Genomic DNA, 13,484 nt, shown 5'->3' with positions numbered 1-13,484 from the left:
CAGGAGGCACCGGCCCTGCCGACGAAGCGCCGCGACGCGCTGGAGGAACAGTGACCCACATGTGGTCACGCCGACCGCGACGGCTGAGTCGGCCGTCCCCGCGGGTCGGCGGGCCTGGAGTCCCGGCCCGCCCACCGCCGCATCAGGCCGCCAGTGCTTCGCGGAGCGTGGAAGGCTTGAGTCCGAAGGTGTCGCGGATATCGCTGTCGTCCACGATGAACGGACGCTCGGACATGTAGCTCATCTCCGCGAACTCCCGCCACAGTGGATCGGTGAAGGACAGCAGCGCCAAGTCCCGTTCGGTGAGGGGCTCCAACCGCGGTTCGGGCGCTCCGTGGAGTTCGGCCAGATCGGTCGCGGCCTGACGCATGGTCGTGGTGATGACCGGGGCGTGCCAGGCCCGTCCCCAGGCCCGCTCGTCGTCGCTGACCGCCACCAGTGCCGCTGCGACGTCCTCGGTGTAGGAAAACGAATGCGCCGCATCGGGGTTGCCGTGGACGAGAGCCAGTTCACCCTCGCGGACCCGGGGAGCGACCAGCAGCGTGAACGGTGAGACTGCGCCTGAGCCCAGGTACTGGCCGGCTCGGACTTCGGTGGCCCGCAGCCGCCCTTCGTCGTGCGCGCTCTCGGCCCGCTGCCACAGTTCGGCCCTCACCCGGCCCTTTCGGGTGTGCGGGGCCATCGGGGTGCGCTCGGTGACCGGCCCGGTGGTCTGCTGATAGCCGTAGTGGTTGCCGAGCATCACGTAGTCGGCCCCGGCCCGCTCGGTCGCGGCGAGAATGGAGTCGAACAGCGGCGGCATGGTCTCCGGCCAGGTGTGGTAGGCGGTCATGGCGGCGTTGAAGACCGTGCCCGCTCCGGCCAGAGCCTGGGCCAGCTCGTCGGTGCGGCCCGCGTCCAGGGCGACCCGTTCGATGGCAGGGTGGTCAGGACCACTGCCGCTGCGGGTGATGAGGCGGACCCGCTTGCCGCTTTCCGCCAGTTGCCTGGCGGTCGCGACCCCGGTCGCACCTGCCCCGATGACGGCTGCTCCACCCATGGTCTGTCTCCGTTCACCTTCGAAATGGAACGCTTCCCCGAAGGGGAAACGTGGTTCACGGAGGGCCCGTCCGTACGCCCGACTCTGCCGTTCGGACGCGGGGTAGGTTAGTGACCTGAATGCCATGACCTCCAAGGATCCAGCCATGCACCGTGTCGCCGTCCTGGCCGTTCCCCCGGTCAAACCCTTCGACCTGTCCATGCCGTCCGCGCTGCTCGGCGCCGCCGAGCTCGACGGACGTCCCGGCTATGAGGTGACGGTGTGCACCGCCACGCCAGGCGTGATCGCCGCTTCCGGCGGCATCGAGGTGGTGGTCCGGCACGGCCTCGATGCGGTCGCGGCGGCGGACACGGTGATCGTCCCCTCGACCGCCAGCCGGCACGACGCCGAGCCGGCCGCACTGGACGCCTTGCGGGAGGCGGCCGCCGCGGGCAAGCGCGTTGCCTCGATCTGCAGTGGCGCCTTCGTCCTCGCCCAAGCCGGGCTCCTCGACGGCCGTGTCGCCACCACCCACTGGGGCCTGGCCGAGGAAATGCAGCGCGCCTTCCCCTCGGTGCGCGTGGATGCCGACCGGCTGTTCGCCGAGGACGGACCGGTCATCACCGGTGCGGGCTCGGCCGCCGGGATCGACCTGTGCCTGCACCTGATCGGTTCCGATTACGGTGCGGCCGTGGCCAATGCGGCGGCCCGTGCCGCCGTCGTCACCCCGGTCCGCCACGGCGGGCAGGCGCAGTTCGTGCAGACCCCGCTCCCGGCCGAGATCGACTCCTCATTGGATGCGGCCCGCATCTGGGCACTGCAACACCTGGACCAGCCGATCCCCCTGCGCGACCTGGCCGGTCAGGCCAAGGTCAGTGTGCGGACCCTGACCCGCCGATTCACGGCCGAGACGGGTATGACTCCGTTCCAATGGCTGCTCCAGCAGCGGCTGCTGAGGGCTCGCGAGCTGCTGGAAACCACCGACCTCACCGTCGACCAGGTGGCCGGCCGCAGCGGCCTCGGTTCCGGCGAGTCGCTCCGCCAGCACCTGAGCCGCCAGATCGGCATGACCCCAGCCGCCTACCGGGGCGCCTTCCGCCACCCGCGCGGGAAGATCGGACGGAGCCGCCCAGGCCGGTGAGCGCCGGGCCTTCATCGAACCTGCCTCCCCGCGTACACAGGGATGGCCCTTCGGCGGTCAAGGCGTGATCGTCGCACGGGATTCGGCATGTTCGAACAAAAGGGGGAATATTCGCACCCGATAGGGCGGTGGAAGAATCCTTTTCTCGGGCTTCGGCGCATACGGGTGATCTTGAAGAGGTCGGTCGGAATTCGATGTTTATGATCCACCGTTGTGACAGATCGTCGGTACGACCGGGTCGTCGAGGACTCGGCTGATGTGATCATCCTCGGCGCGGGTCCGGCCGGGCTGGTGCTGGGGAACCTCTTATTGCGCGGCGGGGTCGACTGTGTGGTCCTGGAACGCGCCGATCGCGAACACGTACAGCAGCGGACGCGGGCCGGTTATCTCGCTCCGGAAACCGTGCGCATTCTGGAGCGCAACGGCCTGGCCGAAGGGCTGCGGGCGCGCGGGCGGGAGCACGGCGTCTGCGAGTTCCGGACCGAGGACGGGCGCTTCCGCCTGGACTACCGGACGCTGGGCCGGGGCGAACCGCACACCGTCTACCCCCAGCACGAGCTGGTCAGCGACCTGCTGGCGCAGTTCATCGACGCCGGCGGGCGGATCCGCTTCGGCGCGGAGGCGGTCACGGTGGCCGAAGCGGACGGTCCCGATCCGTCGGTGACGGTGCGGGAGGGGGACGGGCGCCCCGGGCGGTGGCGGGGCCGGTACGTCGCCGCCTGCGACGGGCGTCACGGGGCGGGGCGGCGCTCGCTGCCGCCCGGCGCGGTCCGGCGGCACCACCGGGACCACGGCGTGTCCTGGCTCGGCCTGCTCGCCGAGGCGCCGCCGAGCCTCGACGCCGTCGGCTACGCGATCCATCCGCGCGGGTTCGCCGGGCACATGGCCCGTTCCACCGGGATCACCCGCTACTACCTGCAGTGCGAACGGGACACCGCGGCCTGCGACGCATGGAGCGACGCGCGGATCTGGGACGAGCTCGACCTGCGCATGCGGGCGGCGGAGTACGGCCCCCTGCTGCGGGGCCGGATCGTCCGGCGGGGCGTCGTCCACCTGGAGTCCGACGTGCTCGAACCCCTGCGCCACGGGTCGCTGTTCCTGGTGGGCGACGCCGCCGGCCTGATCAGCCCGTCCGCCGCCAAGGGGGCGAACCTCGCGGTGCTGGAGGCCGAGATCCTCGCCCGCGCCCTGATCGACGCCCTCGTCCGGGGCGATACCGTGCCTCTCGCGGGCTACTCGGAGCGGTGCCTGGCGCACATCTGGCGTGCGCAGGACTTCTCCCACTGGATGATCGGCCTCCTGCACACCGCCGCCCCCGGGCCTGAGGCCGCCTCGTTCTTCCAGGAGGGGCTGCGGCGTTCGCGCATCGCGGCGCTGCGCGGCTCGCGCACCCAGCAGGACTGGTTCGCCGAGAACTACGTCGGTATCTGAGCGGCCCGTCGCGTTCGCTTTCCTTCCCTTCCTCCCCTTTCCCCTTCTGTTTTCCCTGGCCCTTTCTCGTCTTTCCCCTCCCCTGACGGATGGTGAGTGCGCTCCATGGATTCCTTCGGCATGCCCGCGATGTCGTATGCGACCGGTGTCGTCGTCGATGACGGCAGCGATTTCGGTGGCGATTCCGGTGATGATGCGGCACGGTTGATCGCGACGGCCGGATTCGTCCGGGAGCAGGACACGTCCGTCCTCCTTTCGCGCGTCCTGCCGGGGCTCGACGGCCCCGAACTGCGGGCGCTGACCGAGCGGTGCCGCTTCGCGCACGCGGCCGTGCTCGTGTTCCCCGCCGATGAGGCGGCCCTGCGGGCGGAATTGGCACGGTGCGGGCTGGCGACCGATGCCGAGGCGCAACCCAGCGTCGTGGTCCGCCGGCGTCTCGCCGACCGGCACGGCCTCCCTGTCGCCGATCTTGACGTAAGGATTCTCCGGCCGCCGGTGCCCGGGCCCTCGGGAGAGGAACGGGCGGTGGAGGTGTTCGCACTCACCGTGCCGCCGGGTTCCGGGCTGTCCGCGATCGCCGACCACGAACGCCGCCTGGACCACGAGGCGCACCTGGCCTTCGACGTCGTACGGCCCGACCCGCTGGTGCTGCGCGGACTGCTGGCCGGATTCGCGCGGTACGGAGCGGCGGCGGACGGCGGCGGCTACAACCCGCACGAGGACGGCACCGTCTTCTACTTCACCGCCCCCGCGGGAACGAAGACGGCGTACCGGCGGGTGGAGCTGTACGCGGGCGGCGACCACCGGGACGTGCTGGGCGAGCACCTCGGTGAGCGCCGTGGCGGGAACCCTGACGGGAACGCCGACGGCAACGCGGACGCGAACGCCGTACGGCCCCTGGACGATGTGCAGGCGGCCGAAACGCTCCTGCGGCTGCTGACCGGGGCCTGGACCACCCAGGCGCTGGCCGCCTGCGCCCAGTTGCGGCTGCCCGAGGCGATGAGCCGGCACACCGGCATCGGCACGGCCGCGCTGGCGGAGCGCGTGGGGGCGCATCCGCGGAGCCTGGCGACGCTGCTGCGGTACCTCGTCATGCTGGGCGTGGTGTCCGAAGGAGCGGACGGGTTCCGGCTGACCGGCGTCGGCGCCCTGCTGGACGCGGCGGCTCCGGCGTCGATGCGGCCGCTGGCGCTGATGTACGGCGGCCCGTTCTACGAGTCCTTCGCCCGACTGGCCCACGCCGTACGCACCGGACGGCCCGGTTTCGAGGACCTGTACGGCGAGAACCACTTCGACCACTTCGCCCGCGATCCCGAACTGGCCGCGGTGTTCGACCGGTCCATGGCCTCCAGCGCCGCCATGTTCGGTCCGCTTCCCGCGCACCCGGTGATCACCGGGGCGGCGGCGGCCCCGACGAGCACCGTCACCGCCGCCCCGGGCGGGCCGCGCACCGTCGTCGACGTCGCCGGCGGTACCGGGGAGCTGCTGGGCCTCGTCCTGACCGCCCACCCCTCCCTGCACGGCGTCCTCCTCGAACGCCCTCATGTGCTCGAAGCGGCCCGGAGCCGTCTCGCCGGCACCGGTGCGGGCGACCGCTGCCGCTACGTGGCCGGTGACTTCGCCGACGTGCCCCCGGGCGGCGACGTGTACGTGCTCTCCCGCGTCCTCCACGACTGGGACGACGACCGGTGCCGGACCATCCTGGGCCACTGCGCCCGGGCCATGCCCGCGCACGCCGACCTGCTCGTCGTCGAACGCCTCCTGCCCGAGGACGGCACAACACCGTCCCTCGCCACCGCCTGGGACCTCCACATGCTGTGCAACACCGGCGGCCGTGAGCGCAGTGCCGGGCACTACGGCCGGCTGCTCCGGGACTGCGGGCTCGAACTCGTGGGCCACACCGCGCTCCCGCTCGGGGCCCATGCCCTCCACGCGCGCCGGTCCTGAGGTTGGGCACGGGACCCTCTCCCCGGGTGCGCGGGCCGTCGGCGGGCCGTGTCCGAGGCCGTATCCGGGGCCGTGTCCGAGGCCGGGACCGATTGTCAGTGGTGGGTGCGAGGATCGGAACATCGAATCGGAGAGGCCGAAAGGCCGAATCGAAAGAGGGGGATCCGCCATGTCCGGAAAGCAGAACTACATCAACCACGTCGCTCTCGTGCTGGACGCGAGTTCGTCGATGTCGCACCTGAGCGGCAAGGTCATTGACGTAGCCGACCAGCAAATCGCATATCTGGCCCGACGGTCGGAGGAACTCGACCAGGAAACCCGCGTCACGGTGTACGTCTTCGCGAACAAGGTCGAGTGCGTCATCTACGACAAGGACGTGCTGCGGATGCCGTCCCTGAAGCAGATGTACCGGACGGGTGGAATGACGGCCCTGCTGGCGGCCACGCTGCAGTCGCAGCGTGAGCTCGCCCAGACGGCCCAGCTGTACGGCGACCACAGCTTCCTGACGTTCGTCCTGACGGACGGGCAGGAGAACGCGAGCCACCGCTGCCCGGGCGCCCCGTCCAAGGACCCGCGCGTGCTGGTGGATTCCGTGGCGGAGATGATCGAGACCCAGCAGGACAACTGGACGCTGGCCGTCCTCGTGCCGGACCAGATGGGCAAGCGCGAGGCCATGCGGTGCGGATTCCCGAAGGACAACATCGCCATTTGGGACGCCACGAGCACGCAGGGGCTGGAGGAGGCCGGGCAGGTCATCCGGGAGGCCACCGAGAAGTTCATGGTGGGCCGCACCAAGGGAATCCGGGGATCGCGTGCGGTGTTTTCCACGGGCGCGGAAGCGGTGAACAAGGACACCATCAAGGCCGCCGGACTCACGCCTCTGGATTCGGCCGGCTATCAGCTCGTTCCGGTGGCACGGGAAACGGCCATCCGGGAATGGGTCACCGAAAGCGGGCACACGTACCGGACGGGTTGCGCCTTCTATCAGCTGAGCAAGTCGGAGAAGATCCAGGCGCGGAAGCAGATAGCGGTGCTGGAGAAGAAGTCGGACCGGGTGTATTCGGGGCCGGAGGCGCGGGCGCTGCTCGGCCTGCCGGACGCGGAGGTGCGCGTGAAGCCGGACCACAACGACGACTTCACGATCTTCGTGCAGAGCACCAGCGTGAACCGGAAGCTGGTCCCGAACACCCGTCTCCTGGTGATGATCTGACGGTCCGGTAACCGGCGCGAACACCCGTACGATGCCCCGCGTGGCAGAGATCATCGACTATGGACGGTTCGCCGAGCGGCTCCGGAGCCAACAGGGCAAGTCCCGTTGGGAGTTGCTCGACGCGGTACAGCGCGAGTGGGGATACGAGGACCCTGGGGGCGAGCCGGTCGCTTCCCGTTGGGACGGGGAGAACTCCGACTACGGCATCGACGAGAGCCTGCCGGTGCCCGCGGCGCTCGCGGAGTGGTGGGACTCCCCGGTCAACTCCTTCTCGTTCCGGCCGCGGCTGTACTGGACGCACACCCAGTGGCCGCCGAGCATCTGGGTCGACGAGGCCGGCGATGACGATCCCTACGACGAGGACTTCTTCGATGCGGAGGAGGACGACGAGGACGAAGAGGATCAGGAGGACGACGTCTTCCTGGATCCGGCGCGGGCCGACGGGCTGGCCGAGGACAGCCCGCTGCTGCCTGCGGACGCACCCGACCGGCGGATCTGCGTCTTCATGTCCGAGTACCAGTACTGCAACCAGTGGGGCTACCTCGCCGCCGAAGCGTCCCATGCCGACCCCCGGGTGGTGGTCAGCACCGGTGGCGGCTGGCAGCTGCAGAGCCGGTCGCTGTCGGAGTTCTTCCTGCAGCTCGCCCTGTCACGGCTGCCCGGAACGTACGGCTGGACGCTCAGGATGCGGCGGTCCGACGTCGAGCACGCCCCTGCGGTTCTGGAGCGGCTGACGGCCTCCTACCCGGAGCTGGGACTGCTGCCCTGGCAGGAGCTGGGCTGCGACTCGCTGATGTACGGCGGGCCGGACGTGCTCATCACGCACGGGCGCGGCCGGGGAGCCGACTTCGCCCTGGTCGTCCACGGCCGAACCCGTGAGGCGCTGCTCCAGGCCGTCGGGACGCTGGGGATCGACTGGACCGACGAGGACGTCGAGCAGCCCGGCGAGGTCCCCGAGCCGCTGGAGGAGCTCGGCCCGTTCGCGGCGGCCGGCGGGGACGGCGACGACCGCGGGCGCTGGCGGGTGGAATCCGCCGGCGGCGCCGCGCCCGCCGAGGACGCCGTCCCGGCCACGGAGACCGTCCCCGGTGTGTTCCCGGCGGTGGTGGACCGCCTCACCGCCACGGCTCTCCTCGACGGGGGAGCCGCCCTGGCCGTCGCGGGCGACGCCGAAGGCCGCGTCCACCTGTGGGAGTCAGCCGACCGGGCGGCTGCCGACGGGGCGGTTGTCGACGGGGCAGGCGTCGGCAAGGCACTGCACCGTGCCCCGGTGACGGCGCTCGCCTGCTTCCGGCCCGACGAGGCCCACCGGGCCGTGGTCAGCGGCGACGCCCACGGTGTGCTGCGGTACTGGCGGACGGACTGCGACCCGCGGCCGTTCCCCTTCGACCGGCGGCGCACCGCCGTCACCGCGCTCACGGCCGCCGACCTGGCCGACGGACCCGCCCTGGCCTGCGCCTGGGCGGACGGGCTGGTCCGGATCTGGGACCTGCGCTCCGGTTCCGTCGCTCGGCTCCTCCTGGGCACCGGCATCACGGACCTGACCCTGGAGGGCGACGGCACGCTGCACGTCACCTGCCCCTCCGGGCGGGTGGCGCTCCGCCTCGACACGGCGAGGCTCTGGCCGCACCGCGAACTGCAGCTGCGTCTGGACGACATCGAATGGGGCTCGTACTGGTCCGGCCGCGGGCCCGCGCACGCGGTGCCGGGTCTGATCCGCAAGGTGGCGTCCGACCACGAGGAGACCGCGATGAACGCGGTCCACGACCTCTACCGGCTGCTGGTCTCCAAGGGGGTGCGCATCACCGCGGCGGCACCCGCCGTGCCGTTCCTGGCGGAGCTGATGAACGATCCCGAGAACCGGTCCCGTCCCACCCTGCTGCTGCTCATCGCGGACATCGCGGACTGCAACTCCGCGGAGAACCTGGCCGCCGTGCGGGCGGTGCTGCCCACCCTGCGCCACCTGCACGACGACCCGCTGTCGTCGATCCGGTGGGCGGCGGCGGAGCTGGAGAAGCACTGCGCGCCGCGGGCCGGCGAGGAGGCGGAAGAGGAGTGAGCGGGCCGGGCGTCCGGGCGGCGGTCCTGCCGCCGCCCGGTCCGCTCGCCGGCCTCACGACGACACGGCGCCGGCCGTGGAAGGGCCGCCCGGGCCGGACTGCCGCTTCGCGGTGACCAGTTCGCAGGTGCCGTTCTCGCACGAGCGCTGCAGACGGCCTCTGGAGACGGTTTGCAACAGGCCGATCGTCCAGCACATGGGGCATCCCCGCAGGGCCAGTACGCCGACCGGCAGCAGCAGGAGGGACACCAGGCCCACGAGCGGGAGCAGTGCGACCGAGCCGATGAGCCCGCCGAAGCCGACCGCGCCCCGTACGAGGTGGCGGGGCAGGGACGAGCTCGCGAAGTCGGGGCCATCGTTCCCCGCCCTCGCCATCGTCCTCGTGTCCGTCCTCCTGTCCGTCCTCGTGTTCGTCTTCGTGTTCGTCTTCGTCGTCGTTGTCATCTCGACTCCTTGAGGTCTGCGAGCGGGGCCGGGGCGGCCAGGGCGGCGCGGAGCGCCGCCCTGGCACGGTGCAGACGGGACTTCATCGCGGCCGTGCTCAGGCCCAGCGCATCGGCGGTCATCCGCCCGCTGTATCCCTGGATGTCCCGCATGACGAGCACGCGCCGCTGGTCGTCGGGAAGGGCGGCCACGGCGGCGGCCACGCGGCCCGCTTCCAGGCGCTGCAGCACCTCCTCCTCGGCCGAGCCCACGGCGGTGTCCGGCCGCGGCGGCACCGGGTAGGGGTCGGCGAGGACCGTGCGGGCGCGGCGGAGGCACTCGTTGCGGACGATGCGGAACATCCACGACGCCAGGGCACCGGACGCCCGCAGCATCCCGATCTTGCGGTACAGGACGATCAGCGCTTCCTGCGCCGCGTCCTCGGCGTCCTGCGGAGTCGCGCACAGGAAGTGGGCGAAGCGCTGTACGTTCGGGTGCGCGCCGGTCACCAGGGCCGTGAGCGAATCGACGTCACCGCGCTGCGCGGCGACGACGAGCTGCTCCCCGGGCCATGTCGGCTCAGCCACGCGCCCGGCCCCGCTTCCGCAGCACGGTGACGGTGCAGGCGCACAGCAGTACCGCCCCGACGGCGACCGCGATTCCGATGACCATGGCACTCTCCTTCTCCGTCCCGGCCCCTTGCCGGCACAGCTGTAAGAGGAGCGGGCCGACGGAAAGGATTCACCCCGGGCGGGAGAACGGGACCCGGCGCCCGTTCTCACCGGACCCGGCGCCCGGTCTCAGAGGAAGTTGTTCGGCCAGATCATGGTGCGCCACATGTGCGCCTCGGGGGAGCCGTCGAAGCCCAGGCCCTGAGCGGGCTGGCGGAAGTGGCGGCCGACCACGTCCTCGAACTCCTCGAACTCGACGTGTGCCTCGGGGTCGAAGGTGTACACGTCGTTGATGGTGACCATGCGGGCGGACATGTACCAGCGGTGCCTGCGCGCTTCGAGATAGGCGACCCGGGTGTGGGCGGGGGGCCGGTATTCGGCGCCGAAGAAGTCTGCGTACGCCTCCGGGTAGCCGTAGCCGACGGTCTCGTCGGGGAAGTAGCGCAGGACCTCGTGCTGGCGGATGGCCCAGGCCACCTCCTCGTCGACGTACGCCCCCACCAGTTGCGCGCCCCAGTGGCCGTGCTGGCTGCGCAGCAGGCCGGCGACGGAGATGTCGTGCAGGAGGCAGGCCAGCACCACCTTCTCGCCCATCCCCTGCTGCCGGGCCCTGCGTGCGCTCTGCAGCATGTGGCGCGTGGTGAACGGGTCGAGGGCGAGGCGCAGCCGGAAGAAGTCGGCGAGGGTGGGCCGTTCGGGCATCGGGGGAAGGGTGTGGTTGTCACCCATCATGAAGACCTGACCGGGTCCGCGCGAGGACAGCCACCGGTCGCCGGATCGGTGGCCGTCGGTGCCGAGGGTCGCGGCCGCCGGCGGGCAGATGAGGCGGTCGTGGTTGTGCTGACCGTGGGTCACGTGCTGCCTTCCTGATCGGATGATGCCATCGGGGACGGGCATCAGGGCTCCGATCCCAGCAGGAAGATCGACACGGGCGGCGCCGTGTTCACCCGTACGGCGGAGCGTGCGGGTGAAGAACACCCGGTTCGGTGAGCCCGGCGCACGTATCCGAGCCGTCCGGGCGCCGACACGCCCCCTCCCCCTCCCCCTCGCCCACACACACCTCGGCCGCGCGCCCGTGCTGTCAGGTGTGCCTGCGGCGCAGGAGGGCGAAGGCGGCGGTGGCAGCGGCCGCGGCGAGGAGCAGGACGATGCCGGACTCGACGAGTTGGAGGGGCCAGAAGTGGGCCTGCGGGTGGTGGTGGAGGGCCGTCCCGCCGGAGGCCGGCTGCGTGGAGAGGTCCCAGGCCCGGGCGTTGCGCGGGGCACCGTCCACGGTGGGCCACAGGTGGGGGCGCAGGGCGGTGAGGGCCGTGAGGGTGCCCGCTGTCGCCGCCACGGCCGCGGCCATGGCGGCGAGCGTACGGCGCAGCAGGAGTGCGGCCAGTGCGCCCGCGGCGATGGCGAGGAGGGCGTAGGCGAGGACCACCGGCCCGGTGGCCGGGTAGACGGTGCTCCGGTACCACTCGACCGGGTACCAGGAGCGGGGGCGGAGGGTGGTGCGCAGGGCCCAGGCGTGGACGAGGACGGCCGCCGGCAGGGCGAGGGCCACGCCGGCCGCCGGGAGGAGGAGCTTGCCCGCGAGCCACCGGGCCGGGGTGACCGACTGGGTCCACTGGAGGCGGTAGGTGCCCGACTCCAGTTCACGTCCGATCACCGGGCCGGCGACGAAGGCCGCGAGGAGGACCGGGAGGGCGGTCAGCGCCAGGGAGGTGAAGGAGAACAGGCGGTTGTAGTAGAGGCTGACGCTGAGGTAGTGGCGGACCTGAATGCCGCAGCCGGGGACGGTCGCCTCGACCCGGCAGCCCTCGGCGGCGAGGTCGGTGCCGAGGCCGTCGGTGTACCAGCGGGCGGCGGGGAGCGCGGCCGAGGCGAGGGCGAGCAGGGCGAGGAGTATCCACAGGGCGTTGCGGTGGAGGCGGGCGTCGACCCACAGCGGGCCGCGCAGGGCGGGGGCGCTCATGCGTGCGCCACCTCCGCGGACGGGGTGAGCAGCGCCGGGACCTCCGGCGCGCGCAGGTGGGCGAGCAACAGTTCCTCCAGGGTGGGTTCGGCGCACTGCCAGATGCCGGGGTCGAGGGGGCCTTCGGGGCGCAGCAGGGCGGTGAGGCCGCGGCCGGTCGTGCGGGTCGAGACGACGGTGTGCGGGGCCAGGTCGTGGACGGGGCCGGTGACCAGGGTGTGGGCGGCGAGGAGGTCTTCGATGTCCCCGGCGAGCCGGATCCGGCCGCCGTGCAGCAGCAGGAGGTGGTCGCAGGCGTCCTCGAGCTCGGTGAGGATGTGGGACGACATCAGGACCGTGGTGCCGTGTTCGGCGGCCGTCGCCATCAGCAGGCCCATGAGTTCGCGGCGGGCGAGCGGGTCGAGGTCGGCCATCGGCTCGTCGAGGAGCATCAGTCCGGGGCGTTTGCCGAGGGCCAGCGCGAGGGCGACGCGGGTGCGTCCGCCGCCGGAGAGCGACCTGATCCGGTCGCCCGGGCGGAGGCCGCCGCCGGCGAGGGCCGCGTCGGCGGCCGCCGCGTCCCATCGGCCCGGGTTGAGTTCGGCGCCCATGCGCAGGGTCTCGGTGATCGTGAGCTGCGGGTAGAGCGGCTTGTCCTGGGCGACGTAGGCGATGTGCTCGCGGGCGGGGGCCCGGAGCGTGCCCTCGGTGGGCCTGAGCACTCCGGCGGCCAGCTCCAGCAGTGTCGACTTGCCGGCGCCGTTGGGGCCGACGAGGGCGCAGATACGGCCCGCGGGCAGGCGGAAGGAGCAGTCGCGGAGCGCCCAGCCGCGCCGGAAGCGCCTCCCCACCCCGTGCGCTTCGAGCTCGATGGCCGTCGCCTCCACCGCCGTCGCCGCCTCCCCCGCCGTCTTCGCCTCCCTCGCCGTCGTCGCCGTGGTCGCCGTCGTCCTCATCCTTCGTCCCCCTCGGTGGTCGTGTGCGTCCCGCCGTCGTGTTCCTCCAGTACGGCGGTGAACAGTGCGGTGATGTCGTCCTTCTCCAGGCCCTCCGCCCTCGCCCGGGCCATCCACGCGGTGAGGTCGGAGCGCAGCAGGGCGTCGTCGGCGCGTCCCCCGCCCAGGCCGCGGCGTACGAAGGTGCCCAGGCCCCGGCGGCCTTCCACGAGTCCTTCGCGTTCGAGTTCGCGGTAGGCCTTGAGCACGGTGTTCGGGTTGATCGCGAGGGCCTCCACGACCTCACGGGCCGTCGGCAGGCGGTCGCCGGGCTCCAGCAGGCCCAGGCGCAGGGCCCGTTTGGTCTGCTGGACGAGCTGGAGGTAGGTGGCGACGCCGCTGCGGCGGTCGATGCGGTACTCGATCACATCAGCTCAACACCCTTTCACTATTTGAGTAGTGAAAGGGTGTTGCATGGGCGTCGACCTTGTCAACGTCACGGAAGGGCGTGACCGGACGTGCGTGACCGGGAGGACGCGACCGTGAGGACGTGACCTGGAGGACGTGACCTGGAGTGTGTGACCGGGGGTTCGGGACCGGGGGGCGATGGGTGTCAAGAGGCGAAATGGTGGGACTTTCCGAGGGAGTCGGAGACACGGAGAGTGGCGGTGGAGCGTCGTGAACCGCCGCCGGGCGGGTCCATCCGAACG

At 71.8% G+C, this 13,484-nt stretch carries 12 protein-coding genes; 5 read left to right on the top strand and 7 right to left on the bottom strand.

Going from position 1 to position 13,484, the window contains the following annotated elements; all coding sequences use genetic code 11:
- Nucleotides 1-142: 142 nt before the first annotated feature.
- Nucleotides 143-1,039: an NAD-dependent epimerase/dehydratase family protein gene (locus AB0O36_RS21675; protein WP_365112849.1), complete on the bottom strand. Its 897-nt coding sequence runs from the start codon at nucleotides 1,037-1,039 to the stop codon at nucleotides 143-145.
- A gap of 145 nt (nucleotides 1,040-1,184) precedes the next feature.
- On the opposite strand from AB0O36_RS21675, the gene AB0O36_RS21670 reads away from it, so the two are divergent.
- From AB0O36_RS21670 to AB0O36_RS21650, 5 genes are all read left to right on the top strand, one after another.
- Complete coding sequence (locus tag AB0O36_RS21670) at nucleotides 1,185-2,159, top strand: helix-turn-helix domain-containing protein (RefSeq protein WP_365112846.1); 975 nt, start codon at nucleotides 1,185-1,187, stop codon at nucleotides 2,157-2,159.
- A 258-nt stretch (nucleotides 2,160-2,417) separates the two neighbouring features.
- Complete coding sequence (locus AB0O36_RS21665) at nucleotides 2,418-3,590, top strand: 4-hydroxybenzoate 3-monooxygenase (RefSeq protein ID WP_365112966.1); 1,173 nt, start codon at nucleotides 2,418-2,420, stop codon at nucleotides 3,588-3,590.
- Nucleotides 3,591-3,695: 105 nt separating this feature from the next.
- Entirely contained in the window at nucleotides 3,696-5,537 is a 1,842-nt protein-coding gene (locus AB0O36_RS21660; RefSeq protein WP_365112963.1) for a methyltransferase, read from the top strand.
- A 169-nt stretch (nucleotides 5,538-5,706) separates the two neighbouring features.
- The gene (locus tag AB0O36_RS21655) at nucleotides 5,707-6,747 is read left to right on the top strand and encodes a vWA domain-containing protein (RefSeq protein ID WP_365112843.1); all 1,041 of its coding nucleotides are present in this window, start codon (nucleotides 5,707-5,709) and stop codon (nucleotides 6,745-6,747) included.
- A 40-nt stretch (nucleotides 6,748-6,787) separates the two neighbouring features.
- The gene (locus AB0O36_RS21650) at nucleotides 6,788-8,806 is read left to right on the top strand and encodes a hypothetical protein (RefSeq protein WP_365112841.1); all 2,019 of its coding nucleotides are present in this window, start codon (nucleotides 6,788-6,790) and stop codon (nucleotides 8,804-8,806) included.
- A 54-nt stretch (nucleotides 8,807-8,860) separates the two neighbouring features.
- Here the strand turns inward: AB0O36_RS21650 and AB0O36_RS21645 are convergent, their stop codons facing one another.
- The 6 genes from AB0O36_RS21645 to AB0O36_RS21620 all read right to left on the bottom strand — a co-directional run bounded on the left by AB0O36_RS21645 (nucleotide 8,861) and on the right by AB0O36_RS21620 (nucleotide 13,202).
- Complete coding sequence (locus AB0O36_RS21645) at nucleotides 8,861-9,181, bottom strand: hypothetical protein (protein ID WP_365112961.1); 321 nt, start codon at nucleotides 9,179-9,181, stop codon at nucleotides 8,861-8,863.
- 65 nt (nucleotides 9,182-9,246) lie between these two features.
- Nucleotides 9,247-9,816, bottom strand: a complete 570-nt coding sequence (locus AB0O36_RS21640; protein ID WP_365112838.1) for an RNA polymerase sigma factor — start codon at nucleotides 9,814-9,816, stop codon at nucleotides 9,247-9,249.
- Between the two features lie 213 nt (nucleotides 9,817-10,029).
- Entirely contained in the window at nucleotides 10,030-10,755 is a 726-nt protein-coding gene (locus AB0O36_RS21635) for a hypothetical protein (protein ID WP_365112835.1), read from the bottom strand.
- Nucleotides 10,756-10,981: 226 nt separating this feature from the next.
- Nucleotides 10,982-11,860: a hypothetical protein gene (locus tag AB0O36_RS21630; protein ID WP_365112832.1), complete on the bottom strand. Its 879-nt coding sequence runs from the start codon at nucleotides 11,858-11,860 to the stop codon at nucleotides 10,982-10,984.
- Nucleotides 11,857-12,795 carry an ABC transporter ATP-binding protein gene (locus tag AB0O36_RS21625; RefSeq protein ID WP_365112829.1) on the bottom strand — a complete coding sequence of 313 codons (939 nt, stop codon included), beginning with the start codon at nucleotides 12,793-12,795 and terminating at the stop codon, nucleotides 11,857-11,859. Before AB0O36_RS21625 ends, AB0O36_RS21630 begins: the two co-directional genes overlap by 4 nt.
- The gene (locus tag AB0O36_RS21620; RefSeq protein ID WP_365112826.1) at nucleotides 12,792-13,202 is read right to left on the bottom strand and encodes a GntR family transcriptional regulator; all 411 of its coding nucleotides are present in this window, start codon (nucleotides 13,200-13,202) and stop codon (nucleotides 12,792-12,794) included. The genes AB0O36_RS21625 and AB0O36_RS21620 overlap by 4 nt, the downstream gene beginning before the upstream one ends.
- Nucleotides 13,203-13,484 lie beyond the last annotated feature (282 nt).

It is taken from the genome of Streptomyces sp. NPDC089799 (assembly GCF_040684755.1).
Classification (GTDB): Bacteria; Actinomycetota; Actinomycetes; order Streptomycetales; family Streptomycetaceae; genus Streptomyces.
The sequence above is the reverse complement of the archived record's forward strand: the minus strand, read 5'-3'. Positions and strand labels throughout refer to the sequence as shown.

Bases quoted from the DNA above. Each gene is read 5' to 3' on its own strand.
- AB0O36_RS21675 (WP_365112849.1), bottom strand. From the start codon at position 1,039: ATGGGTGGAGCAGCCGTCATCGGGGCAGGTGCGACCGGGGTCGCGACC.
- AB0O36_RS21670 (WP_365112846.1), top strand. From the start codon at position 1,185: ATGCACCGTGTCGCCGTCCTGGCCGTTCCCCCGGTCAAACCCTTCGAC.
- AB0O36_RS21660 (WP_365112963.1), top strand. From the start codon at position 3,696: ATGGATTCCTTCGGCATGCCCGCGATGTCGTATGCGACCGGTGTCGTC.
- AB0O36_RS21655 (WP_365112843.1), top strand. From the start codon at position 5,707: ATGTCCGGAAAGCAGAACTACATCAACCACGTCGCTCTCGTGCTGGAC.
- AB0O36_RS21645 (WP_365112961.1), bottom strand. From the start codon at position 9,181: ATGGCGAGGGCGGGGAACGATGGCCCCGACTTCGCGAGCTCGTCCCTG.
- AB0O36_RS21630 (WP_365112832.1), bottom strand. From the start codon at position 11,860: ATGAGCGCCCCCGCCCTGCGCGGCCCGCTGTGGGTCGACGCCCGCCTC.
- AB0O36_RS21625 (WP_365112829.1), bottom strand. From the start codon at position 12,795: ATGAGGACGACGGCGACCACGGCGACGACGGCGAGGGAGGCGAAGACG.